The sequence below is a fragment of the Caballeronia sp. INML3B genome (assembly GCF_023631305.1).
Taxonomy (GTDB): Bacteria; Pseudomonadota; Gammaproteobacteria; order Burkholderiales; family Burkholderiaceae; genus Caballeronia; species Caballeronia turbans.
On record NZ_JALQDI010000003.1, the window covers coordinates 122,285 to 146,543 of the forward strand.

Below are 24,259 nucleotides of genomic sequence, written 5' to 3' on the forward strand. Positions count from 1 at the left end.
TTTCCCTTGTTTCGGTACGATTCAAAAAATTTCACCTTTAGGACAAAGACTTGGAACGCATGCAGTAAAATGCGATCGAGCCTGCGCACGTTCCTTTCACGTGCACAACAAGTTGCTCGAAGTCAGTTTTGACTGGCCATTTTTCCCGAATTTCACAGCTATACAGGTAAACCGCCTTGCTGAATTCTTCTCTCGAATTTCTCGCCAACGGATTGCTGGACTTTTCCTGGTGGCAGATTCTGCTGTTCACGCTTGCGATGACGCACGTCACGATCGCCGGCGTCACGATCTATCTGCACCGTTGCCAGGCGCACCGCGCGCTGGATCTGCATCCCGTTGCGAGCCACTTCTTCCGCTTCTGGCTGTGGATGACCACGGGCATGCTGACCGGCCAGTGGGCGGCGATCCACCGCAAGCATCACGCGAAATGCGAGACCGAGGAAGATCCGCACAGCCCGCAGACGCGCGGCATCTGGAAGGTGCTGCTCGAGGGCGCGGAGCTCTATCGCACCGAAGCGAAGAATGAAGAAACCATGCGCAAGTTCAGTCACGGCACGCCGAACGACTGGATCGAACGCAACGTCTACACGCGTTATCCGATTCTCGGCATCAGCATCATGATGGTCATCGACGTCGCGCTGTTCGGCATCGTCGGTCTGTCGGTGTGGGCCGTGCAGATGATCTGGATTCCGTTCTGGGCGGCCGGCGTCGTCAACGGTCTCGCTCACTTCTGGGGCTATCGCAACTTCAACTCGGCGGATGCGTCGACGAACATCTTCCCGCTCGGCATTTTGATTGGCGGCGAAGAGCTGCATAACAATCACCACACGTTCGCGACCTCCGCGAAGCTGTCGAGCAAGTGGTACGAGTTCGACATCGGCTGGATGTATATCCGCCTGATGTCCATGGTCGGCCTCGCGAAGGTGAAGAAGGTCGCGCCCACCCCGAAGCTCGCGGCGAGCAAGGCAGTCGTTGATCAGGACACATTGCAGGCCGTGCTGTCGAACCGTTATGAAGTGATGGCGCGTTACGGCAAGGCGCTCAAGCGCGCCTACGCGCAAGAACTGGCGAAGCTGAAGGAAGCCGGCGCGCGCGAGAAGTATCAGTTGATGCGCGGCGCGCGCAAGTGGTTCCACAAGGAAGAGGACGGCTTGGACGAGCCGCAGCTCAAGCAACTTCCGGAACTGACGTCGGATAACCAGAAACTGCGCACGTTCATCGAACTGCGCAAGGACTTGTCGGCCATGTGGGATCGCTCCAATGCGTCGCGCGAGCAACTGGTGACGCAGTTGCAGGACTGGTGCCATCGCGCGGAAGAGAGCGGCATCAAGGCGCTGCAGGACTTCGCTTTGCGTCTGCGCCGCTACGCCTGAGGCGCGATATCCGTTAAAATTTATGAACGTCACAAGACCCCGCTCTGGCGGGGTCTTTGTTTTTGGGCGGCCGATTTTCGCATTTCGTTTTGCTTGAGTTGCAAGTGGGGACAGGAGACATGGAAGCGATCAGAAGCGTCGAGTACGACCGGCCGCAAGGCCTGACGTGTGGGGTGGGCGAGGCGTGGGCGCGAGTGCCGGACGCACCATCGGCCGAAAAGCGGCGCGAGCTGAAGGAACGCATTCGCGCGCTGCTGCGGCGGGAAGAGGCGGTTCTGGTCGCGCATTATTATGTCGATGCCGAACTGCAGGAACTCGCCGACGAAACCGGCGGCTGCGTCGCCGATTCGCTCGAAATGGCGCGCTTCGGGCGTGACCATGCAGCGAAGACGCTGGTCGTCGCGGGAGTGCGCTTCATGGGCGAGACCGCCAAGATCCTCAGCCCGGGCAAACGCGTGCTGATGCCCGATCTCGACGCGACTTGCTCGCTCGATCTCGGCTGCCCCGCCGACGAGTTTTCCGCCCTCTGCGACGCGCATCCCGATCGAACGGTCGTTGTGTATGCGAACACGAGTGCGGCCGTGAAGGCGCGTGCGGACTGGATGGTGACGTCGTCGATCGGGCTCGAAATCGTCGGCGATCTTCACGCGCGCGGCCAAAAAATCCTGTGGGCGCCAGACCGTCACCTCGGCAGTTACATCCAGAAGAAGACCGGCGCGGACATGCTGTTGTGGCAAGGCTCGTGTCTCGTCCATGACGAGTTCAAAGGTATCGAGCTCGACCTGCTGCGTAATGAATACCCCGACGCGAAGATCCTCGTGCATCCGGAATCGCCGGAAGGCGTCGTGGCGCTTGCGGATGTCGTCGGCTCGACCACGCAATTGATCGACGCCGCCGTGAAGCTCGACGCGAAGCGCTTCATCGTCGCGACGGATCTCGGCATCCTGCACAAGATGCGGCTGGCCGCGCCGGGCAAGACGTTCATCGAAGCGCCGACCGCCGGCAACAGCGCGACCTGCAAGAGCTGCGCGCACTGCCCGTGGATGGCGATGAACGGCCTGGCAAACCTCGCCGATGTCCTGGAACGCGGTCACAACGAGATCCACGTCGATCCGGCTATCGGATTGCGCGCGCGCGTGCCGATCGACCGCATGCTCGACTTCGCCGCGCGTCATAAGCAGCGCGTGCAAGCGAGCGGCGATCTGGCGAAAGATACGTCCCTGTTCACGAATGTGGGAGCGGCGTGATGGCTTTTTCGCCCGTTTTTGACGAAGTCCGCGCCCAATACGGCGAAGCGTTTGACACGGCGCTCGCGCGCAATGTCGTCGATGCGCTCGACGAAGACGTCGGCGCCGGCGATCACACCGGCCGTCTCGTGCCCGCGGACGCGCGACGCACCGCGCGCATCATCGTGCGCGAGGAAGCGGTGTTGTGCGGCGTGCCGTGGTTCGATGAAGTGATGCGTCGCGTCGATCCGTCGATCGAAGTCGAATGGCAGTATCGCGAAGGCGATCGCATGACGGCGAATTCGCCCGTCGTGCTGCTGAACGGTCCCGCGCGCTCGCTGCTGACGGCGGAGCGCAACGGTCTCAATTTTCTGCAATTGCTGTCGGGCGTCGCGACCGCGACGCGCCGGTACGTCGAGGCGATCGAAGGCACGCGCGCGCGCATCCTCGATACGCGCAAGACGTTGCCGGGCCTGCGGCTCGCGCAGAAGTATGCGGTGCGCGTGGGAGGCGGCGCGAACCAGCGCCTCGCGCTCTACGACGGCATTTTGATCAAGGAAAACCACATCGCGGCCGCTGGCGGCGTGGGCGCGGCGATGGACGCGGCGCTCGCGCTGAACGCGGGCGTGCCGATTCAAATCGAAGTGGAAACACTCGAGCAACTCGAAACGGCGCTGGCGCACCGGGCCGAATCGATTCTGCTCGACAACTTCACGCTGGACATGATGCGCGAAGCCGTGCGCATCACCGCGGGCCGCGCGTTGCTCGAAGTGTCCGGCGGCGTGAACTTCGACACGGTTCGCGCGATCGCGGAAGCCGGCGTCGATCGCATCTCGATCGGCGCGCTCACGAAGGACGTGCGCGCGACCGATTTTTCGATGCGCCTGCTCTAAATACTCGTGCGGCGGGCGACCGGCGGCATCAGCACGGTCGGCAGCGCCTTCGGTAAAGTCTCGGGCCAGTCGCGGCTGTAGTGCAAGCCGCGGCTCTCGCGCCGGGAGCACGCGCTTTCGACGATCAGCGACGCCACATCAACGAGATTGCGCAATTCCAGCAGATCGCGGCTCACCTTGAAGTTCGCGTAATACTCGTGGATCTCGTCGCGCAGCATGGCAAGCCGATGTTGCGCGCGCGCGAGGCGCTTGTCCGTGCGCACGATGCCGACGTAGTTCCACATCAGGCGTCGCAGTTCATCCCAGTTATGCGCGACGACGACTTCCTCGTCCGGATCGGACACGCGGCTTTCGTCCCAGTCGGGCAATTCCGCGTGACAGCCGTTGGAGAATCCGTCAGCTTCGATCGCCTGCGCGGCCGCGCGACCGATCACGAGGCACTCGAGCAGGGAATTACTCGCGAGCCGGTTCGCGCCGTGCAGACCCGTGCACGACGTCTCGCCGACCGCATACAGCCCGAGACGATCCGTGCGCCCCGCGAGATCGGTGACGACGCCGCCGCACGTGTAATGCGCGGCGGGCACGACCGGAATCGGCTCCTTCGCGATATCGATGCCGAATTCGCGGCAGCGCGCGAGGATCGTCGGAAAGTGCTCTTCGAGAAACGCGCGCGGCTGGTGGCTGATATCGAGATACACGCAGTCGATGCCGCGCTTCTTGATTTCGAAATCGATCGCACGCGCGACGATATCCCGCGGCGCGAGTTCGGCGCGCTCGTCGTGCGCGGGCATGAAGCGCGTGCCATCGGGCAGGCGGAGGAGGCCGCCTTCGCCGCGCACCGCCTCGGAGATGAGGAACGACTTCGCGTAGGGGTGAAAAAGGCACGTCGGATGGAACTGGATGAATTCCATGTTCGCGACGCGGCAGCCCGCGCGCCACGCCATTGCGATACCGTCGCCGGTCGCGGTGTCGGGGTTCGTCGTGTAGAGATAGACTTTGCCCGCGCCGCCCGTCGCGAGGACGGTGTGCGGCGCCTGAATGGTGACAGTCCGGCCGGTATTCAGATCGAGCGCGTAAAGTCCGTGGCAGCGATGGCCGGGCAGCCCGAGACGATCCGACGTGATCAGATCGATCGCGTAATGATCTTCGAGAACGGTAATGTTGGGATGGTTGCGCACACGTTCGCCGAGCGTCGTGACGACCGCGTGGCCGGTCGCGTCCGCCGCGTGGATGATCCGGCGGTGACTATGACCGCCTTCCCGCGTCAGATGAAAGCCGAGTTCGGCTGAGAGGTCGCGCGTGAAGGGCACGCCTTCATCTATGAGCCATTCGATCGCCGCGCGCCCGTTTTCGACGATGAAGCGCGTCGCGGCTTCGTCGCACAGGCCGCCGCCGGCTACGAGCGTATCCTCGACGTGGTTGTCGACGCTGTCGGCGGAATCCAGTACGGCCGCGATGCCGCCCTGTGCCCAGTCGCTCGCGCCGACGCTCGCGCCGCGCTTTGCGAGGATCGCGACGCGACGCGTCTCAGCCAGATTCAGCGCGACGCTCAAACCTGCGAGTCCGCTCCCTACGATCGCTACATCGAAATTCATGCTGCCGGTTCTCCGTCCGTGTTCTCGTCGATAGCCGGAAAGCATAACCCGCATGAACATTCAGTGACAGCGAAAACCCCCGCACGGTCGTGTGTAAAGCGCGTGAGAAAGCGCGCGCCATAAAACAAAAAGCCCCGCATTTGCGGGGCTTTTTGCTGTCTTCGTTCAGGAATCTCGAATCAAGGGGTTACTTGATCTTGGTTTCCTTGTACTCAACGTGCTTGCGGACGACGGGATCGAACTTCTTGATCGCCATCTTTTCCGGCATGTTGCGCTTGTTCTTGGTCGTCGTGTAGAAGTGACCCGTGCCTGCGGTCGATTCCAGCTTGATCTTGTCGCGTGCGCCCTTGGCCATTTGCGTGCTCCTTAGATTTCACCGCGTGCGCGCAGGTCTGCGAGCACGGCGTCAATACCGTTCTTGTCGATCAGGCGCAGGCCGGCGTTCGAAACGCGCAGACGGACCCAGCGATTTTCACTTTCAACGAAGAAACGGCGGTTCTGCAGGTTCGGCAGGAAACGACGCTTGGTCTTGTTGTTTGCGTGGGAAACGTTGTTGCCCGACATCGGGCCTTTCCCAGTTACTTGGCATACGCGTGCCATGAGGACACTCCTAAATACACGTTAAGTCTGAGTCGAACGCTCGAAACGAAAGCACTCGCTTCCGTTCGATGCCTCTTATCGCCCAATTTGCCGATCGGGGACTTGGCAGCACGGTTATGCCAATGAGGGCTGCGCTCAGCGCACCTTGCGGTTCACACCGCAGTTCACACTTTACTCAGAACAGGCGGGTTGAGAAAAGCAAACGCGGATTGTAACAGGAAAAACGCTGAAATATCAAACCATTTATGGCCCTTTCGTTCACAGCCAACCGTGCCGCGCGAAGGAGAACACCTCGTTCGCGGCCACGACGATGTGATCGAGCAGCCGCACATCGATGAGCGTCAAGGCGTCCTGCAGCGTCTTGGTCAGCCGCCGGTCGTTCGCGCTCGGCTCGACGCCGTCCGACGGGTGATTATGCGCGACGATGAGCCCCGCCGCGTTCAAAGTGAGCGCGCGCCGAACGATCTCGCGCGGATAGACCGCGACGCGCGTGAGCGAGCCGCGCGCGGACTCCTCGGCGAGCAGCAACTGATGACGCGCGTCGAGATACAGGCAGATGAACACTTCGTAAGGCCGCGTGCCGATCAACAGCCGCAGATAGTCCTCGACCGCGCCCGGCGCGTTCAGGAGTTCGCGGTCGCGTGCTTTTTCCGCGAGCGCGCGCCGGCACAGTTCGGACACGGCGAGCAGCGTCGCCGCGCGAGCCGGCCCGATGCCATGCTGCTCGCGCAATTCCGTGGCCGACGCGTCCAGCACGCCGCGCAGCGATCCGAAGCGCCGCAGAAGCTGGCGCGCCACATCGACTGCCGTCACGCCGGACACCCCGGTGCGCAGGAACAATGCGAACAGTTCCGCGTCCGACAGCGACGCCGGGCCGCTATCGAGCAGGCGTTCGCGCGGACGGTCGGCGCGCGCCCACTTGCGGATCGACATGAAGGGCGCAATCGTCGCGATGTTTTCGTCGGGTGCCGCGGGCGGCTTCACGAGCCGCAGATCGGCGCTCATCGCGGCCCTCCGGGACGTCTTGTCGCGCGGCCGAGCGCACGCAGGACACCGCCGCGTGACGCGTCACGACACAACTCTGTCTTACAATAGCGGTTTTGGCGTCCGGTTCGCACCGGCGCCGCGCGGTTCGCTGCCTCGCGCGGAAGATCCGCCCCATGCCGGGCCCGCGCCCTGCCTTCAAACGAACGGCCACATCCAATACTCATGAGCATCATCGATATCTCCGAGGTGAAACCCGGTTCGCACGTCACGCTTCACTACCGGCTCGCGCTCGCCGACGGTGCTGACATCGTCAACACGTTCACGGACAAGCCCGCGACGCTCCTGCTCGGCGCAGGCCAGCTCGCGGAGCCGTTGGAAGAGATTTTGCTGGGCCTGAAGGTCGGCCACCACTCGACCTTTCAGCTAACGCCCGATCAGGCGTTCGGGCCGCGCAATCCGGAACTGGTCCAGTGGGTGTCGCTCGCGACGCTGCGCGAAAACAGCATGATCGGCGAGGATTTTTCCCCCGGCGATCTCGTCGAATTCAACGCGCCGGCCGGCGGGCGCTACGCGGGCGTGCTGAAGGAAGTCGGCGAGACCGCGGCGCTGTTCGACTTCAACCACCCGCTCGCGGGCCAGGCGCTCGTCTTCGAAGTGAAAATCATCGGAATTCTGTAACCATGATTGAAAGCCTCAACGAAGTTCAGACCGACGTCGAAATCCTGCTCGCGCAGCCGCGCGGGTTTTGTGCAGGCGTCGATCGCGCGATTGAAATCGTCGAGCGCGCGATCAAGCTCTTCGGCGCGCCCATCTACGTGCGTCATGAGATCGTCCATAACGCCTATGTCGTCGCGGATTTGCGCAAGAAGGGCGCGATCTTCATCGAAGAACTGTCCGATGTGCCGGAAGGCGCCACGCTGATCTTCAGCGCGCACGGCGTCTCGAAGGCGGTGCGCGGCGAGGCGGAGGCGCGCGGCCTGCGCGTGTTCGACGCAACTTGCCCGCTCGTGACCAAGGTGCACATGGAAGTCGCGAAGATGCGTCAGGAGGGCTTCGACATCGTGATGATCGGTCACAAGGGCCATCCGGAAGTCGAAGGCACGATGGGGCAGTCGGGCGAGGGCATGCATCTCGTCGAGGATATCGAGGATGTGCAGAAGCTCGATCTGCCCGACCCGCTGCGCATTGCGTATGTCACGCAGACGACGCTTTCGGTCGACGACGCCTCTGCGATCATCGACGCGCTCAAGACGAAATACCCGGACGTCAGGGAACCGAAGAAGCAGGACATCTGCTATGCGACGCAGAACCGCCAGGATGCGGTCAAGTTCCTGGCGCCCCAGTGCGATGTCGTGATCGTCGTCGGCAGCCCGAACAGCTCGAATTCGAGCCGCTTGCGCGAAGTCGCCGAGAAGCGCGGCATTCCCGCCTATATGGTGGATTCGCCGACGCAGATCGATCCGCGCTGGATCGAGGGCAGAAAGCGTATCGGCGTGACGGCGGGCGCATCGGCGCCGGAGGTGCTGGCTCAGGCCGTGATCGCACGCTTGCGCGAACTCGGTGTGCGCAACGTGCGCTCGCTCGAAGGCATTGAGGAGACGATCTCGTTTCCGTTGCCACGCGGACTGTCGCTGCCGCAGTAAATCAGGAAGAGTTATGAAGAAGCGCCTCCGGGCGCTTTTTTTTCGCCCGGAGAAGCAAGCGCGCAGGGCTAAAACTGAGCACCGCAACGGGGCGCGCGCTGTAGCGACATTTTCTCCTGAATAACTCAAGGGTTTTCCCGTAAATCCGATAACCAGACGTAGCCCTCGACATTCGGCCGATTAAACCTGTTTTCGTTATGGTGCAACTACTGCACAAAAACGGATCGCAACCCGGTTGCGCTTCTGCCGGAAAATCGGCTGAAAATGAGGGTTGCAATGCTGGAAAACCCCGCCACGCAAGAATATTGCTCGTCTCATATTTAGCGTTACAATGCGCGCGTCTTGAGGCCAGAAGGGTTCACGACGACAGTTTTTAGAGGCGCAGGAGACCTATTTGATGCGATTCAAGTTTGCTCACGCCGTGTCCATCGCGGCTGCGGTTGCAATGGCAAGCGCATGCGGCAAGAAGGACGAAGGCGGGGCGAGCACGGCAGCGCCGGCGGCAAGTTCCGCCGCAGTGTCCGCTGCGTCCTCGCCCGCGCCTGCGCCGGCGAGTGAGGCAACCGTCGTCAGGATCGGTCATGTCGCGCCCTTGACGGGCCTGCAGGCCCACCTCGGTAAAGACAATGAAAACGGCGCGCGTCTCGCACTGGAAGAGATCAGCGCCCAGGGTTTGACGATCGACGGACATTCCATCCGTCTCGTGCTCGACGGCCAGGATGATGCGGCCGATCCGCGCGTCGGCACGGAAGCCGCCCAGAAGCTCGTCGACGACCACGTGATCGCGGTGATCGGTCACATGAACTCGGGTGTATCGATCCCGGCGTCGAAAATCTACAGCGATGCGGGCATCGCCCAGATCTCTCCGTCGACGACGAACCCGGAGTACACGAAGCAAGGTTACAAGACGACGTTTCGCGTCGTGGCGACCGACGCGCTGCAGGGCCCCGTGCTGGCCGGCTACGCGATGAAGACGCTGCATGCGAAGAAGGTCGTCGTGGTGGACGATGCGAGCGCCTATGGCCGGGGATTGGCCGACGAGTTCGCGAAATCGGCGCAGGCCGGCGGCGTGAAGATCGCCGCGCGCGAGGCGACGACCGAGAAAGCCCGCGATTTCAAGGCGATTCTGACGAAGATCAGGCGCATTCAGCCGGACGTCGTGATGTACGGCGGCATGGACGTGACGGGCGGCCCGTTCGCCAAGGAAGCGGCGGCGCTCGGCATCAAGGCGAAGATCCTCGCGGGCGACGGCGTCTGCACCGACAAGGTAGCCGAGCTCGCGGGCGACGCCGTGCAAAACATCATCTGCTCGGAGGCGGGACCCGCGCTTTCGAAGATGGACAAGGGAGCGGACTTCGAGAAGAAGTACGAAGCGCGCTTCCACACGCCGGTGCAGATTTACGCGCCGTTCACGTATGACGCGATGTACGTGATCGTCGATGCAATGAAGCGTGCGAACTCCACCGAAGCGCCCAAAGTGCTCGCTGCGATTGCCACGACCGACTACAACGGTCTGACGGGGCATATCGCTTTCGACGACAAGGGTGATCTGAAGGCGGGGACCATCACGCTGTACGACTTCAAGGATAAGAAGAAGGACGTACTCGACGTCGTCAAGCAGTAGGCAGTCTGGCGGTGCCAGCTATCCGGCGGCGCCGTTTTCGTATCCGTCCGTGAAACGTTCGCAGCCTCATCCGGCGGCGGGCGGACGATCGGCGCTCAACCCTTACCGGTTTTTTAAAAGTACGCGCAGTGCCGCTTCAGATTTCGCTTCACACCGGTTTATCGGCCGGTCATAAAGGCGTTATCGAATCGCACGGGGCTAAGGAGCTTTAAATGGATATTTTCATCCAGCAGATCCTCAACGGTCTGGTGCTTGGCAGCGTCTACGCCATCATCGCGTTGGGTTACACGATGGTGTACGGCATTCTCGGCATCATCAACTTCGCGCACGGCGACGTGCTGATGGTGGGCGCGATGGTTGCGCTCTCGGCCATCGGCGTCATGCAGAATCACGCTCCAGGTTTGCCCGGGCCGATCATGCTCACGATCGCGCTCGTGATCGCCGCGGTCGTCTGCGCGCTCGTCGGCTACACGATCGAAAAAGTCGCGTACCGGCCGCTGCGCAAGGCGCCGCGTCTCGCGCCGCTGATCACCGCGATCGGCGTGTCGATCCTCTTGCAGACCATCGCGATGATGATCTGGGGCCGTAATCCGCTGGCGTTCCCGCAGCTCCTGCCGACCGACCCGATCAACGTGATCGCCGCCGACGAAACCCGTCCGGGCGCCGTGATCTCGATGACCGAAATCGTGATCATCGTCGTCGCGTTCCTCGTGATGGGCGGACTGCTCCTTCTCGTGCACAAGACCAAGCTCGGCCGCGCAATGCGCGCCATTGCCGAGAACCCGGGCGTCGCGTCCCTCATGGGCGTCAACCCGAACTTCGTGATTTCCGCGACCTTCATGATCGGCTCGGCGTTAGCTGCCTTGGCCGGCGTGATGATCGCGTCGGAATACGGCAACGCGCACTTCTACATGGGCTTCATTCCCGGCCTGAAGGCGTTCACGGCGGCGGTGCTGGGCGGTATCGGCAACCTCGGCGGCGCGATGGTCGGCGGCGTGCTCCTCGGACTCATCGAACAGCTGGGCGCTGGCTACATCGGCAATCTGACGGGCGGCGTCTTCGGTTCCAACTACCAGGACGTGTTCGCCTTCGTCGTGCTGATCATCGTGCTCGTGTTCCGTCCGTCGGGTCTGCTCGGCGAACGCGTCGCGGACCGCGCTTAAAGACCGTGTGAGGAGCTCATAAAAATGACTTCGATTCAACCTATCGAGCCGTCCACGACGCTCATCCCCGAGAAGAACACGACAAAGACGCTCGTCGTCGGCGTCATCACCGCCATCTTGGTCATCGCCGCGCCTATGGTGATCGGCGCAGCAGGCGGCAACTACTGGGTCCGCGTGCTCGACTTCGCGATGCTCTACGTGATGCTCGCGCTGGGTCTCAACGTGGTGGTCGGCTTCGCCGGCCTGCTCGACCTGGGCTACATCGCGTTCTACGCGGTGGGCGCTTACGTTGCCGCGCTGCTGTCGTCGCCGCAACTGACGACGCAATTCGAATGGATCGCGCATCTCGCGCCCGGCGGATTGCATGTGCCGTTTCTCATCATCGTGCCGATCGCGATGGCGCTCGCGGCCACCTTCGGCGTGCTGCTCGGCGCACCGACCCTGCGCCTGCGCGGCGACTACCTCGCGATCGTGACCTTGGGCTTCGGGGAAATCGTCCGGATCTTCATGAACAACCTCGATCGTCCGGTGAACATCACGAACGGGCCGAAGGGCATTACGGGCATCGATCCGGTGACGGTGGCGGGCTTCAACCTGTCGCAGACGCACGAGTTGTTCGGCATGAAGTTCCCGTCGGTGTACATGTACTACTACCTGTTCGTGCTGTGCGCGCTCTTCGTGATCTGGGTGTGTACGCGTCTGCAGCATTCGCGCATCGGCCGCGCATGGGCCGCGATCCGCGAAGACGAAATCGCCGCGAAGGCGATGGGCATCAACACCCGTAACGTCAAGCTGCTCGCGTTCGCGATGGGCGCGTCGTTCGGCGGTCTGTCCGGCGCGATGTTCGGCGCGTTCCAGGGCTTCGTATCGCCGGAATCGTTCACGTTCTGGGAATCGATCGTCGTGCTGGCGTGCGTGGTGCTGGGCGGCATGGGCCATATTCCGGGCGTGATTCTCGGCGCGGTGCTGCTCGCCGTGTTCCCCGAATTCCTGCGCTCCACGATGGGCCCGCTGCAAAACGCCATCTTCGGTCATCAGATCGTCGATACCGAAGTCATCCGTCAGCTCCTGTACGGTCTGGCGATGGTGCTGATCATGCTGTATCGCTCGGAAGGCCTGTGGCCCGCCGCGAAACACGAAGACAAGATCGCGAAGATCGCGAAGCGCGGCGGCAAGAAGCCGGCGCGTGCATAAGGCGGAGATTCAGAACATGAGCGAAAAGCAAACACGACTTTCCGTCAAAGGCGTCAACAAGCGCTTCGGCGGCTTGCAGGCTTTGTCGGACGTGGGCCTTCAGATCGAAGAAGGCACGATCTACGGCCTGATCGGCCCGAACGGCGCTGGCAAGACGACGTTCTTCAACGTGATCACCGGCCTCTATACGCCGGACTCGGGCGAATTCAAGCTCGACGGCCAGGCTTATACGCCAACGGCCGTGTATCAGGTGGCGAAGGCGGGCATCGCGCGCACGTTCCAGAACATTCGCCTGTTCGGCGGCATGACCGCGCTGGAAAACGTGATGGTCGGCCGTCACGTGCGCACGAAGCACGGTCTGATCGGCGCGGTGTTCCAGACGCCCGCCGAGCGCCGTGAAGAGCGCGAGATCAAGGAGCGCGCGCTCGAACTGCTCGAATACGTCGGCGTGCTCCAGTACGCGGATTACACGTCGCGCAATCTGTCGTACGGTCACCAGCGGCGTCTCGAGATCGCACGCGCGCTCGCGACCGATCCGAAGCTGCTCGCGCTCGATGAACCCGCCGCCGGCATGAACGCGACGGAAAAGGTCGAACTCACGCGTCTGCTCGACAAGATCCGCTCGGACGGCAAGACGATTCTGTTGATCGAACACGACGTGAAACTCGTGATGGGATTGTGCAACCGCATGACGGTGCTCGATTACGGCAAGGTGATCGCCGAAGGTCTGCCGCAGGACGTGCAGAAGGACCCGAAGGTGATCGAGGCATATCTGGGTGCGGGGGTGCACTAAATGGCGACCACAAGCGCAATGTTGAAGGTCAAGGGTCTGCAGGTGAACTACGGCGGCATCCAGGCGGTGAAGGGTGTCGATCTGGAAGTCGGGCAGGGCGAACTGGTCACGCTGATCGGCGCGAACGGCGCGGGCAAGACCACGACGATGAAGGCGATCACGGGTCTCAAGCCGTACTCGGGCGGCGATATCGAGTACATGGGCCAGTCGATCAAGGGCGTGCCGACGCACGAACTGCTCAAGCGCGGCCTCGCGATGGTGCCGGAAGGCCGCGGCATCTTCGCGCGCATGTCGATTCTCGAAAACATGCAGATGGGCGCGTATCTGCGCAACGATTCGGACGGCATCCAGAAGGACACCGAGCGCATGTTCGGCTTCTTTCCGCGTCTGAAGGAACGCGCGTCGCAGTATGCGGGCACGTTGTCGGGCGGTGAGCAGCAGATGCTCGCCATGGCGCGTGCGCTGCTCTCGCGGCCGAAGCTGCTGCTGCTCGACGAACCGTCGATGGGCCTCTCGCCGATCATGGTCGAGAAGATCTTCGAAGTGGTGCGCGAGATCTCGGCGGAAGGTCTGACGGTGTTGCTCGTGGAGCAGAACGCGCGTCTCGCGTTGCAGGCGGCGAATCGCGGCTACGTGATGGATTCGGGCACGGTGACGATGTCCGGCGACGCCAAGGTCATGCTCGACGATCCGAAGGTTCGCGCGGCTTATCTGGGCGAGTAAGCGTCTTGCTGTCGATGAAAGGCCGGCTCTTGCAGCCGGCCTTTTTCATAGTCGCTTGCCGAGACTCACGACTTCATCGATACGATATCCGAGCTTCTCATAGAACCCGCGCAACTCCGTCTTGACCGACAGAATCTGCAGATTCACCTTCGGACAGCCGAGCTTCTTCAACACGCCTTCCGCGTGCCTCATCAACGCGCTGCCATACCCGCGTCCACGAAGCGACGGCGTGACGGCCAGCGAATACACCCAGCCGCGATGACCGTCATAGCCGGCCATCACCGTGCCGATCACCTCGCCATCGAGCGCGCCGACGAAGAACAGCTCCGGCTGCGTCTTCATCTTGTTGGCGATCGACAAAGCGGGATCGCGCTGCGGCCGCGATGTATCCGCGTACTCCGGAAACACGTCACGCCACAGGGCGATTACGGCTGCGCGATCGCCTGCATCGAACGCACGGATGATCACAGCGAATCGAGCACCGAACGCAGCATCGTCATCATCTGATCGATCTCGTCCTTCGTTACGTTGAGCGCCGGCATGAAGCGCAGCAGGTTCCGACGCGCGGCATTGAGCAGCAAGCCGTCGGGCTGCATCAGACGCGCCTTCTCGACGATCTGCGGACCCTTGTCGCTGTCGAGCAGCAGCGCGCGCAAGAGGCCTTCGCCGCGCTCGCCCTTGAAGCCGCGTTCGTCGGAGAGTTTCAGCAGCTCCTGCCTCAGATATGCGCCTTTCTCGCGTACGCCTTCGAGGAAGCCAGGAGCTACGAGTTGCGAGATCACCGAGTAACCGGCCGCCGTCATCAGCGGATTGCCGTTGTAGGTGCCGCCCTGATCGCCTGCATCGAAGCACGCGACATCGGCCTTCGACAGCAGCGCCGCGAGCGGCACGCCGCCGCCGATGCCCTTGCCGAGCGTCATGATGTCAGGCTCGATGCCCGACAGCTCGTACGCGAACAACGTCCCCGCGCGGCCGCAGCCGCTCTGTACTTCATCGACGATCAGGAGGATGTTGTGCTTCTTCGTCAGCTCGCGCAGCTGCTGCATGAACTCGCGCGTCGCGGGAATCACGCCGCCTTCGCCCTGGATGGGCTCGAGCATCACGCCGACGGTCTTCTCGTTGATGAGCTTCTCGACCGAAGCGATGTCGTTCAGATCGGCCTTCGGGAAGCCCGGCACCTGCGGCGCGTAAATCGTGTCCCAACCGGCCTTGCCGCTCGCGGACATCGTCGCGATCGTGCGGCCGTGGAAGCTGTGATCGAACGTGATGATCTCGAACGCGCCGTTCTTGAACTTCCTGCCCCACTTGCGTGCGAGCTTGATTGCGCCTTCGTTCGCTTCGGCGCCGCTGTTGGCGAAGAACACCTTGTCGAAGCAGCTGTTCGCGGTGAGCAGACCTGCGAGTTGCGCCATCGGCGCGTTGTAGAACGCCGGCGAGGGATTGATCAGCGTGCGGGCCTGCTTTTCCATCGCCTCGATCATGCCTTCGTTGCAGTGACCGAGCGAGTTGACGGCCCAGCCCTGGATGAAGTCGAGATAGCGCTTGCCCGTGTTGTCGTAGAGCCATGAACCTTTGCCGCGCGTGAACACGATCTCGGGGCGGTTCGTGATGTACATCAGCGAATCAACGGGGTACTCATTGAAATTCATGACAGCGGGCTCCACGAAGGCGAGTGCGAGAAAAGGAGGAAAACGATGCCGAAAAAACAAAAGCCACGGAGTTCCGTGGCTTCATTTCGTACGCTTCGAACAAACCGAACCGTGAGCGCAAATGCTTGACGAGCCAGCGGCATCCCTATGGAAGCGGCGAGCGGCGACGTCGAAGTGCGTTCAGGATTTTGATCATTCGCGAAGGATACGTTAAGCGGTTGCTGCCTGTAAACCGTGCACGCGGATTTTTTGTCCGCGTGCGGGCTTCATGCGGCTTCAGACCGGATGCGCGAGATCCGCCGCGCTCGTGAACGAATCCGCGTAGAACTCGTCCTCCGGCAGGCGATGATGCTGCGTGAAATCGCGCTGCGCGGATTCCACCATCACCGGCGCGCCGCATGCATACACCTGATAGCTGCTCAAGTCTGGCAGGTCTTCGATGACAGCGCGATGAACGAAGCCCGTGCGGCCCGTCCAGTTGTCGTTTGCGTCGGGCTCGGAGAGCACGGGCACGAACTTGAAGTTCGGGATCTCCTTCGCCCATTGCGCGGCGAGATCCATCATGTAGAGGTCCTTCTTGCGGCGGCCGCCCCAGTAGAGTGTCATCGGGCGATTCAGGTTCTTGAATACCGCATGCTCGATGATCGCCTTGATCGGCGCGAAACCTGTGCCCGACGCGAGCAGCACGATCGGCTTCTCGGATTCGTCGCGCAAAAAGAACGTGCCGAGCGGGCCTTCGAAGCGCAGGATGTCGCGCTCCTTCATCGCGCCGAATACGTGATCCGTGAACGTGCCGCCCGGCATGTGGCGGATGTGCAGCTCGAGCGGGCCTTCGTGATGCGGCGGGCTCGCCATCGAGTAGCTGCGGCGCTTGCCGTCCTTCAGGATGAACTCGATGTACTGGCCCGCGTAATACTGCAGGCGCTCGTTGGCGGGCAATTGCAGCTTCAGTTCGATGACGTCGTCGGCCTTGCGTTCGAGCGCGTTCACACGGCACGGCAGCTTCTTCACCTGAACGTCGCCGACGCCCGCGACTTCGCGCACGTCGATTTCGAGGTCGGTCTGCGCGGTCGCGCAGCAGAAGAGGGCCATGCCGCGCGTCTTTTCGTCGTTCGACAAGGCCGATGACGAATGCGGCGCCTGCTCGACTTCACCGCTCACGACGGCGCCCTTGCAGGAGCCGCACGCGCCGTTCTTGCAGCCGTAAGGCAGGCCGATGCCCTGGCGCAGCGCGGCGGTCAGCACCGGCTCGTCGGGTTCTACTTGAAACTGCCGGCCGCTTTGCCGGAGCGTTACGTTGAAAGCCATAGATCGATTTCTGCGATGTGTGGAGTTGTCTCGTTCGTCTTTTCGACGCCGCACGCCGGTTTCAGGCGACGGATAGAATGCCCGGATGATCGCCACTCGAAACCTTCGCCGCGCGCGTGTCCTGATCGTCGGGTGCGGCGATGTCGGCATGCGCGCGTTGCCGCTTCTGCAGGCGCGCGCCGGCGCGCCCCGCGTCATCGCGCTCACGCATCATCCCGAGCGCGCCGGCGAACTGCGCGCGGCCGGCGCGACGCCGATTTCCGGTGATCTCGATGTGCGCCGCAGCCTCGGGAGGCTCGCGGGGCTCGCACGCAACGTGCTGCATCTCGCGCCGCCGCAGCGTGACGGCGATTCGGACCGCCGCACGCGCGCGCTGATTGCCGCGTTGCGCAGCCCGCGCCGGTCTGTGGCGCGCGGCGCTAAGACTCACTGGCTGCATCCGGATCGCGCCGGAAAAACGGCTTTCATTGTACCCGACGGCCTTCGCGCAGCTACCCGGCGACGGACCGGAGCGCGCACGCGCTTCGCATACGCGAGCACGACCGGCGTCTATGGCGACTGCGCCGGCGCGTGGATCGACGAAACGCGGCCCGCGCGGCCGGGGAACGAGCGCGCGCGGCGGCGCGTGTCGGCGGAGCGGCAGTTGCGCGCGGCGGGCGTGGAAAGCGGGTGGCGTGTGTCGATCGTGCGGATCCCGGGCATTTATGCGGCCAATCGCTTGCCGGTTGCGCGCATCGAAAAGGGCATGCCCGCGCTCGTCGAATCCGATGACGTCTACACGAATCACATTCATGCCGATGATCTCGCGGCGATCCTGTTACGCGCGCTCGCGCGCGGCCGGCCGCAGCGCGTCATCAACGCCTCGGATGACACCGATCTTCGAATGGCGGATTACTTCGACCGCGTGGCCGACGCGTACGGCCTGTCCCGCGTGCCGCGTATTTCGCGCGAGGAAGCGGAAACGCGCCTGGAACCGATGACGCTCTCGTTCATGCGCGAGTCGCGGCGGCTCTCCAACGCGCGACTGAAGCGCGAACTGGGTTATGTGCTACGCCATCCGACCGTCGATGATTTCCTGAATGCAGCCGTGCGGCGCTAGATCAATGCGGGAATCGTTTCGAGCAGGACGAAGCACATCAGCGCGCCAATCAATGCGCCGATGAGATTCGGCGAATACTTGTGGCGCACATGCATGACGATGCCCAGCACCCCGATGAGGACAGCGCACAGCGCGACGAACGCAATTAGCGCGGCGGTCGAGTGGGAGACCATGATGCCCTCCTGCTTTTCTGATAGTCGTTTTGGTATCCGTTAGACCAGTATATGAGTGCGGAGAGCGGAAGGCATGCTGCGCTGCAGCGCCCGCCACTGAGGGCTTTTACCGATTTGCATGCTCAATTCGACCATCTGGCCGTGGCCCGCGCAGGTTTTGAGCTCGGCTGAGTGGTCGTGCGCGCGCAACGCGCCGGCGAATCGAACGATGAAGCGAAGCTACGGCGTCATATCCGGCTGGCGACGCAGCGCGGCGAGATCGGCGTCATCGAGCCAGCGCCATTCGCCTTCGGCAAGCGTGTCAGGCAAAACATAACCGCCGACTTGCTCGCGATGCAGCTTCTCCACACGGTTCCCGGCTGCCGCAACCATGCGCTTCACCTGATGATATTTGCCCTCGAGCACGGTGAGTTCGAGCAGCCTCTCGTCGCGTTGTCGGGCCGCGAGCGCGGCGCTCGGTTTCGGCTCGCCGTGCAGCAGCACGCCTTCGCAGAGCCTCGCGAGCTGTGCATCGTCGAGCGGATGACGCACGGTCGCGAGATAGACCTTCGGCACCTTTCGTTTGGGCGAGGTGAACGCGTGAACGAACGCGCCGTCATCGGAGAGAAGGAGCAGGCCCGTGGTGTCCTGATCTAGCCGGCCGACCGGCTGCACGCCGCGTGCGACGAACTGCGGCGGCAGCAGATGAAACACGCTCAGATGATGCTGCGGATCGCGCGAGCATTCGTAGCCCGCCGGCTTGTTCAGCGCGATGTATGCCTTCTCGCGATACGGCCAGAGATGATCGTCGACTTCGAATTCGAGACCGGCCGTGACGGGAAGATCGGCGTGCGGATCGTCGCGCACGATACCCGCGATGCGCACGCGGCCTTCGGCGACGATGCCGCGGCACTGGCGGCGCGACCCGAAGCCTTGGGAGAAAAGGAGGGTTTCGAGGTCCATCGGATGAGCGGAGTTGAAGCGCGCATTCTAGCAAGCCGCGCGTTCGGTCCCGCGCTTGCCCGGGCGCGTTTCGCATCGGCGACAAAAAAGAGCGCCGCCCGAACCACGGGCGGCGCCGAGCGTGGCGATGCGCACTCGGACGAAGGGGCGTCCGGGGCCGGCATCATCGCCCAGGCAAACGCGGTGCGCGCTTCATTGCATGTCGATGCGCCCGTACACGCCGTCGGCTTCGTCGTTCGGGCCGGCGGCGAAAAAGAGCGTGTTCGAGGGCTGCGCGTTCAGATTGTTGCCGAACGCGATGCCCCACAAGCCGTGCTGCACGAGCGGCGTGCCGTCCGTGTTCATGAACTGGCCGACGAACGCGCCGCTCACCGGATCGAACGCATTGATCGTGCCGTCGCCGAAATTGCCGACGAGGATGTCGTTGCTGAAGGTGCCGAAGTTGCCCGGGGCCTGCGCGACGCCCCACGGCGCATTCAGCGGCCCGTTCGCCGCGAAGCGTTGCATCAGATTGCCGTCGATGTCGAACACGTCGACGAAGCCCAGGCCCGCGCCCTGCACGTCGTCCTCGGCGTCGCTGTCCTGCTTCGCGTAGGTGACGAAGATCTTCGAGCCGATCGCCTGGATGCCGAAGGGCGCGAAGCCTGCCGGAATCTGCGTGTCCGCGAAGTTGCCGGGCACGACGATCTTCGTGAACGTGCCGTCGAAAACGTCGATCTTGTTGTTATGGAAGTCCGTGGCATAGAGGCGGTGCCCGCCCGCCGCCGTGGTGGCGATCGCAAGTCCCTTGTAGATCGCGCCCGACGCGCTCGAATCGACGGCGGTGAAGGCGTGCGTCATGTCGACCGCGGGCGCCCACGCGGTGATCGAGCCGCCTTCGCCCGCGAAAATGAATGCGGCGACGCCCGACTTGCCGTTGCGCGCGAGCGTGAGGTCCGGTCCTTTGTTGAAGACGATTCCGGTCGGATTGGCCGGACCCGCCGCGGTCGCGGGAATGGAGACGACCAGCGATTGCACGACGCCGTTGCCGTCATACAGCGTGGCCGTCTGCGTGCCGTTGTTGGCGACCCACACGAAGCCGTTCGGATTGAACGCGACGCCCCAGCCGTTTCTCAGGTTCGGGTCCGTGTGCGGCGCGGGCACGGCGCCATCGGATACGACGATCGACATCTTGAAGCGTGTCGCCGCCGGCATGTTGTCGTTCGAGCCGCCGCCGCACGAGGCGAGGCCCGTCAAGGTCATGACCGCGGCGGCGCAGACGACGAAGCGGCTCCACAATCCGGTTTGCATGATGGTGACTCCTTCGGCAGCGGTCCGCCGTCAGTATGTTCGTCACCTCTAAACGGATGTGCCTCGCGGCTTATTCCGTTCGCAATCCGTGTGGTTGTGTCGATGTGCATCAGTGCGCGTCATTGCGTCCCTTCGATACCACGGGCACGCCGAGGCCGAAGGGCGTGTAGCGCGAATCGTCGTCATCGGCCGACATCGCGGGATGCCGATTGCCCGCGCTCCAGCGGCCGTCGAAGGTCATCGTCGGGACGATCGGCTTCGGTATGCCGCTGGCTTGCCGGAAGTATTCGGTATTGGTCTCGTTTTGCACGGCGAGCGCACGACGCAGGGTCGCCTGCGTCTGTCCGTTGCGCGGGTCGAGCGCCACCGCGCGGCGCGCATTGCGCAACGCGCACGCCGGGTCCATGTTCGCGGCGCACGTGCGGGCGCTCGCCATTGCGCTGTCGCGTGCGCGTTCCTGACGCGACAATTCGGCCGCGATCTGCTGTATTTCCGGACTGCGCGGCTCACTTGCATAGAGGCCGCGCATGTGACGGCGCGCGGCGGTGAGATCGCGGGCGGCGAGCGCTTGCTGGAGCGCCGCGATGCTTCGCGCGACGGCCGCGGGCAGCGGCTCCGCAGCGGGCTGAGCCGGGCGTGCAGCGGGTTTTTCGGCAGATGCGATCGCCGGGATACTTCGAGGCGGCTCGGCCGTGCGCGCGACCGGTGTGGCTTGCGCGGGCGCTTGCGCCGACGGTTTTGCCGGGATGGGAATAGCTGCGCTCAGCGTCGTGCTGGCATGCGGGTCCGGTTTCTGTGTCGATGCGACGACCGGCGTCAATGGTTTGATCGGCGGCGCAGCGGCAGCGACCGACGCCCCCGCCGCAGCGGCTGAGCTGGTCGTCGCGTTCGTGGTGGCGGGCTTCGCCGACGCTACGGCAGTCGTTGGAGCGATGCCGGGCGACGGTGGGCTCGCCGTGGCGTGAGCCGTGGGTGCGGCGGGCGCGGCGGGCGCGGCGGGCACCGGCGGCTTCGCAGGCGCGGCGGCGGCAACCGTACTGACCGATGCCGGCATGCTCGCGACGGCCACACGAGGTTCTACGCGAGGTGCGACCGACGTGGTTTCCGTGGTCGCATGCGCCGCCGCGGGAGCGCCTGGCGAGACGGACACGTGCTCTTCGCGCGCGTGATTTGCCGATGACGCGGGCGTGACGGCCTGCGCGTTCGTCGAGTCCGCTTTGGAGCGCATCAGCGATGCCTGTCGCGCAGTGTTGGCGCCAGGCGCGGCGGATGCGCGGTCGTGAACCGAGCCAGCCACGCTGATGCCGGGGTCGTCGCTCGGCGGTGGTGCGTTGTCGTCCAGACGTGCATAAAAGTACGCGCCGACCGCGATGCTCGCGACCACTCCGCCGACCAGCACGGCGATGGCCGTGTGTGCGGACTTGCGCCGCTGCTCCTGCAAATCGCCGGGTTCGATGAAGTTCGGATACGACGTCAACATCCTGCGGCGCACGAGGCGCTGCAGCCAGTGGCTGTCATCCCAATCGACGATGTCGAGTTGCGCGGGCACCGGCACGCTCCCGCGGGTTTCCGTGCGGCTCGTGAAAATCGCGCCCTGACGATCGGCGCCGCAGGATGGGCAAGTCTCTTCTTCGGCTGGCGAAACGGTGTTGCAGCGCTGGCAGATGACGGAGTCGAGCGACAGCGAGTATTCAGGTCGATTCATGTCGCACCCTTCTTCGAGTTATGGCTCGACGCATCGCGCGAGCGGGTTACGACATCGAGATAGTCCTAAGCAACCCGAAATGCGGGCGCGCTGCGCGAGCGAGCATCCCGTGATGTTCCCCGCGGCGGGATTCCGAATGCCGATGGAAGGTATTTTTACGGCGCGCGGTGAGGTGCGTCTACGCGATTGCGCACATTCGCGAATCGTGACGTTGGAGAGAAACGGTTTCGACGTCTGGACACGAGATAGCCATCCGGACGACTTCCCGCAAATGTTTGCGCGGGCGAAATTGTGTGTCATCAGGTACGAAAAGGATGATGACAATGCGATCGAACGGCTTCGACGCGACGGCGCGGCAGTTGATCGTCGGACTGCCGCTGTTCATGGGCGAGATCGTTTGCGCTGGCCGTGCTGCGGGGGAGATGCGCGGCGAGTTCTGGATGTCCACGCAACGAATCGGTCAGGCGATATTTATCGCGTATCTGCGAATGTTCGCCTCTCTGATTGGCGTGCTTCCATGGATACACTTGCTCGTGGCTTCGTTTAGTGAAGAGGTCAGAGAGATCTTGCCGTTTCATCCGCTGTGGGATTCTTTGGTCTACTACCTATTTTCAGTTGCGTTGAATGAAAGCAAGGCTAGGGTGGCGAGGTGGTGAACTTCGTTTTGGGATTTTTCCGGGAATATTGGCCGGTCGTGGTTGCGTGCGCGTTCGCGAGATTTGGCGTACCGGTCGTGGTCGACTGGCTGTTTCGCAATTTCGTCAAGGAGGCGGAAGGGCGCTCGGGCGTCGAGTAACAACGAGGCCGACGCGGATACGTCATTGCGGCGTGATCTTGAAGTACGTATAGGAACAGGAACACGTCCGCCCCAAACGCAAAAAAGCCGCTCACTTCGGAGCGGCTTTTGCATGAATTCTGGTGCCCAGGGCCGGAATCGAACCGGCACGCCTTGCGGCGGGGGATTTTGAGTCCCCTGCGTCTACCAATTTCACCACCTGGGCCTTGATCGACTCGTAGCAACACGTCGCCAGCAACGAGCCAATCGAGTCGGCGATTATGACCGAAAACGTCGCCGCCGGCAAGCAGCATCGGCGGCGTGTTCCCAAGCTGGGAAATTACTGAGCGAGATACGTGAACGCACCGTTCGTGATCACGCCCATCACGCTCGCGCGCTGATCCAGACCGACGTGATCCGTCGCGCTCGTATTCACGACGCCGTTCGGCACGACGAGCTCATGCGCGTGCTCCAGTTCCGAGCGCAGCGCGACGCGAAACTCCTTCGTGCCCGGCTTGGCCGTGTGAAGCGCGCGCGCCACCGCATCCTGCAGACGCGGATAGACGCCGGCCGCATCGCCCGCGAATTGCGTGACTGTGCCCTTGCCGTATTTTTCCTCGTAGGCGTTCACGAACGCGAGCGCGGCCTTTTTCGACGGATGATCCGCCGGCAGCGTCCGGGCGACGACGACCGGCTGCGTCGGAAACAGCGTGCCTTCGACATCCTTGCCGCCGAGCTTGATGAACTCGGGCGTCGCTATGCCATGCGTCTGATAGATCGCGCCCTTGTAGCCGCGCTCGACGAGCGTGCGCTGAGGCAGCACCGTGGGCGTGCCCGCGCCCGCGATCAGCACCGCGTCCGGCTTCGCGGACATGAGCTTCAGAATCTGGCCGGTGACGCTCGCATCGGTCCGGTTGAAGCGCTCGCTCGCGACAATCTTGATATGCCGGAGATCGGCGAACTTGGTGAACTCGTTGAGCCAGCTATCGCCGTAGCTGTCCGCGAAACCGATGAAACCGACCGTCTTCACGCCGTGATTGGCCATGTATCGCGTCATCACGTCGGCCATCGCGCGGTCGGTCTGCGCCATCTTGAATGCCCACACCTTCTTGCCTTCCTGCGGTTCCACGACCGAAGCCGAGCCGATCAGCGTAATCATCGGCGTTTCCGATTCGGCGACGGGATCGAGCGCGGCAAGGGCGGCAGGCGTGATGTTCGGCCCGACGATCACGTCGACATGATCCTCGCTGATGAGCTTGCGGATGTTGCGCACGGCCGCGCCCGGGTCCGAGCCGTCGTCCAGAATGATGTACTCCGCGTTCTGCCCGGCGATGGTTTTCGGCCACATCAGCATCGCATTCTTGCTCGTGATGCCGATCGCGGCGGCGGGGCCGGTGCTCGACAGGTCGATGCCGACTTTCAGTTGGGCGTGCGCGGCCGCCGCGATTACGGACAAGACGACGCCGGCGGCAAGCCGGCGCGTGAACTTCGACAGCATCATCGG

24 protein-coding genes and 1 tRNA gene are annotated in these 24,259 nt (G+C 63.2%); 12 read left to right on the forward strand and 13 right to left on the reverse strand.

The window, feature by feature from the left end; translation table 11 throughout:
* Positions 1–176 precede the first annotated feature (176 nt).
* The 3 genes from NCS58_RS03765 to nadC all read left to right on the forward strand — a co-directional run bounded on the left by NCS58_RS03765 (position 177) and on the right by nadC (position 3,492).
* Positions 177–1,373, forward strand: a complete 1,197-nt coding sequence (locus tag NCS58_RS03765; protein WP_250537890.1) for an acyl-CoA desaturase — start codon at positions 177–179, stop codon at positions 1,371–1,373.
* A 119-nt stretch (positions 1,374–1,492) separates the two neighbouring features.
* The gene (nadA, locus tag NCS58_RS03770; protein WP_250537891.1) at positions 1,493–2,620 is read left to right on the forward strand and encodes a quinolinate synthase NadA; all 1,128 of its coding nucleotides are present in this window, start codon (positions 1,493–1,495) and stop codon (positions 2,618–2,620) included.
* Positions 2,620–3,492, forward strand: coding sequence for a carboxylating nicotinate-nucleotide diphosphorylase (gene nadC / locus NCS58_RS03775; RefSeq protein WP_250537892.1), 873 nt, complete (start codon positions 2,620–2,622; stop codon positions 3,490–3,492). Before nadA ends, nadC begins: the two co-directional genes overlap by 1 nt.
* Here the strand turns inward: nadC and nadB are convergent.
* From nadB to radC, 4 genes are all read right to left on the reverse strand, one after another.
* Positions 3,489–5,087 carry an L-aspartate oxidase gene (gene nadB, locus NCS58_RS03780; RefSeq protein ID WP_250537893.1) on the reverse strand — a complete coding sequence of 533 codons (1,599 nt, stop codon included), beginning with the start codon at positions 5,085–5,087 and terminating at the stop codon, positions 3,489–3,491. The two genes, nadC and nadB, sit on opposite strands and share 4 nt — an antisense overlap.
* A 187-nt stretch (positions 5,088–5,274) precedes the next feature.
* Positions 5,275–5,442: a 50S ribosomal protein L33 gene (gene rpmG, locus NCS58_RS03785; protein ID WP_006478046.1), complete on the reverse strand. Its 168-nt coding sequence runs from the start codon at positions 5,440–5,442 to the stop codon at positions 5,275–5,277.
* Between the two features lie 11 nt (positions 5,443–5,453).
* On the reverse strand, positions 5,454–5,687 hold the full coding sequence (gene rpmB / locus NCS58_RS03790) for a 50S ribosomal protein L28 (RefSeq protein ID WP_008351171.1): 234 nt from the start codon (positions 5,685–5,687) through the stop codon (positions 5,454–5,456).
* Between the two features lie 258 nt (positions 5,688–5,945).
* Positions 5,946–6,692: a RadC family protein gene (radC, locus tag NCS58_RS03795; protein WP_409219254.1), complete on the reverse strand. Its 747-nt coding sequence runs from the start codon at positions 6,690–6,692 to the stop codon at positions 5,946–5,948.
* Positions 6,693–6,896: 204 nt separating this feature from the next.
* Here radC and NCS58_RS03800 point away from each other — a divergent pair, with 204 nt between their 5' ends.
* The 7 genes from NCS58_RS03800 to NCS58_RS03830 all read left to right on the forward strand — a co-directional run bounded on the left by NCS58_RS03800 (position 6,897) and on the right by NCS58_RS03830 (position 13,814).
* Positions 6,897–7,352 carry a peptidylprolyl isomerase gene (locus NCS58_RS03800; protein ID WP_250476386.1) on the forward strand — a complete coding sequence of 152 codons (456 nt, stop codon included), beginning with the start codon at positions 6,897–6,899 and terminating at the stop codon, positions 7,350–7,352.
* A 2-nt stretch (positions 7,353–7,354) separates the two neighbouring features.
* Entirely contained in the window at positions 7,355–8,317 is a 963-nt protein-coding gene (ispH, locus tag NCS58_RS03805) for a 4-hydroxy-3-methylbut-2-enyl diphosphate reductase (RefSeq protein WP_061118767.1), read from the forward strand.
* A gap of 397 nt (positions 8,318–8,714) precedes the next feature.
* Entirely contained in the window at positions 8,715–9,941 is a 1,227-nt protein-coding gene (locus NCS58_RS03810) for a branched-chain amino acid ABC transporter substrate-binding protein (RefSeq protein ID WP_061118768.1), read from the forward strand.
* Positions 9,942–10,153: 212 nt separating this feature from the next.
* Positions 10,154–11,104, forward strand: coding sequence for a branched-chain amino acid ABC transporter permease (locus tag NCS58_RS03815; RefSeq protein WP_061118769.1), 951 nt, complete (start codon positions 10,154–10,156; stop codon positions 11,102–11,104).
* A gap of 24 nt (positions 11,105–11,128) precedes the next feature.
* Positions 11,129–12,298, forward strand: a complete 1,170-nt coding sequence (locus NCS58_RS03820; RefSeq protein ID WP_250476387.1) for an ABC transporter permease subunit — start codon at positions 11,129–11,131, stop codon at positions 12,296–12,298.
* A 16-nt stretch (positions 12,299–12,314) separates the two neighbouring features.
* Positions 12,315–13,091 (forward strand): ABC transporter ATP-binding protein, encoded by a 777-nt coding sequence (locus NCS58_RS03825; RefSeq protein ID WP_035497906.1) that lies wholly within the window; start codon positions 12,315–12,317, stop codon positions 13,089–13,091.
* Positions 13,092–13,109: 18 nt separating this feature from the next.
* On the forward strand, positions 13,110–13,814 hold the full coding sequence (locus tag NCS58_RS03830) for an ABC transporter ATP-binding protein (protein ID WP_409219255.1): 705 nt from the start codon (positions 13,110–13,112) through the stop codon (positions 13,812–13,814).
* Between the two features lie 45 nt (positions 13,815–13,859).
* Here NCS58_RS03830 and NCS58_RS03835 read toward each other — a convergent pair whose 3' ends face one another.
* The 3 genes from NCS58_RS03835 to NCS58_RS03845 form a co-directional block, all read right to left on the reverse strand.
* Positions 13,860–14,282, reverse strand: coding sequence for a GNAT family acetyltransferase (locus NCS58_RS03835; RefSeq protein WP_250537894.1), 423 nt, complete (start codon positions 14,280–14,282; stop codon positions 13,860–13,862).
* Positions 14,279–15,463 (reverse strand): acetylornithine transaminase, encoded by a 1,185-nt coding sequence (locus NCS58_RS03840; protein WP_250537896.1) that lies wholly within the window; start codon positions 15,461–15,463, stop codon positions 14,279–14,281. Before NCS58_RS03840 ends, NCS58_RS03835 begins: the two co-directional genes overlap by 4 nt.
* A gap of 276 nt (positions 15,464–15,739) precedes the next feature.
* Positions 15,740–16,771, reverse strand: coding sequence for a CDP-6-deoxy-delta-3,4-glucoseen reductase (locus NCS58_RS03845; RefSeq protein ID WP_061118774.1), 1,032 nt, complete (start codon positions 16,769–16,771; stop codon positions 15,740–15,742).
* A gap of 85 nt (positions 16,772–16,856) precedes the next feature.
* Here NCS58_RS03845 and NCS58_RS03850 point away from each other — a divergent pair, with 85 nt between their 5' ends.
* Positions 16,857–17,870 carry an NAD-dependent epimerase/dehydratase family protein gene (locus tag NCS58_RS03850; protein ID WP_250537897.1) on the forward strand — a complete coding sequence of 338 codons (1,014 nt, stop codon included), beginning with the start codon at positions 16,857–16,859 and terminating at the stop codon, positions 17,868–17,870.
* Here the strand turns inward: NCS58_RS03850 and NCS58_RS03855 are convergent.
* The 4 genes from NCS58_RS03855 to NCS58_RS03870 form a co-directional block, all read right to left on the reverse strand.
* A complete protein-coding gene (locus NCS58_RS03855; protein WP_250537898.1) occupies positions 17,867–18,043 on the reverse strand; it encodes a hypothetical protein in 177 nt (58 codons plus the stop codon). The genes NCS58_RS03850 and NCS58_RS03855 overlap by 4 nt on opposite strands.
* A 219-nt stretch (positions 18,044–18,262) precedes the next feature.
* Positions 18,263–18,985: a pseudouridine synthase gene (locus NCS58_RS03860; RefSeq protein ID WP_250476393.1), complete on the reverse strand. Its 723-nt coding sequence runs from the start codon at positions 18,983–18,985 to the stop codon at positions 18,263–18,265.
* A gap of 192 nt (positions 18,986–19,177) precedes the next feature.
* The gene (locus tag NCS58_RS03865; RefSeq protein ID WP_250537900.1) at positions 19,178–20,275 is read right to left on the reverse strand and encodes a TIGR03118 family protein; all 1,098 of its coding nucleotides are present in this window, start codon (positions 20,273–20,275) and stop codon (positions 19,178–19,180) included.
* A gap of 109 nt (positions 20,276–20,384) precedes the next feature.
* Entirely contained in the window at positions 20,385–21,980 is a 1,596-nt protein-coding gene (locus NCS58_RS03870; RefSeq protein ID WP_250537902.1) for a hypothetical protein, read from the reverse strand.
* A gap of 323 nt (positions 21,981–22,303) precedes the next feature.
* Between NCS58_RS03870 and NCS58_RS03875 the strand changes: the two genes are divergently transcribed.
* Positions 22,304–22,636, forward strand: coding sequence for a hypothetical protein (locus NCS58_RS03875; RefSeq protein WP_250537903.1), 333 nt, complete (start codon positions 22,304–22,306; stop codon positions 22,634–22,636).
* Between the two features lie 260 nt (positions 22,637–22,896).
* On the opposite strand, the gene NCS58_RS03880 is transcribed toward NCS58_RS03875, so the two are convergent.
* Both NCS58_RS03880 and NCS58_RS03885 read right to left on the reverse strand, forming a co-directional pair.
* A tRNA-Leu gene (locus tag NCS58_RS03880) sits at positions 22,897–22,981 on the reverse strand.
* A gap of 114 nt (positions 22,982–23,095) precedes the next feature.
* Complete coding sequence (locus tag NCS58_RS03885) at positions 23,096–24,256, reverse strand: ABC transporter substrate-binding protein (RefSeq protein ID WP_061118779.1); 1,161 nt, start codon at positions 24,254–24,256, stop codon at positions 23,096–23,098.
* Positions 24,257–24,259: the final 3 nt, after the last annotated feature.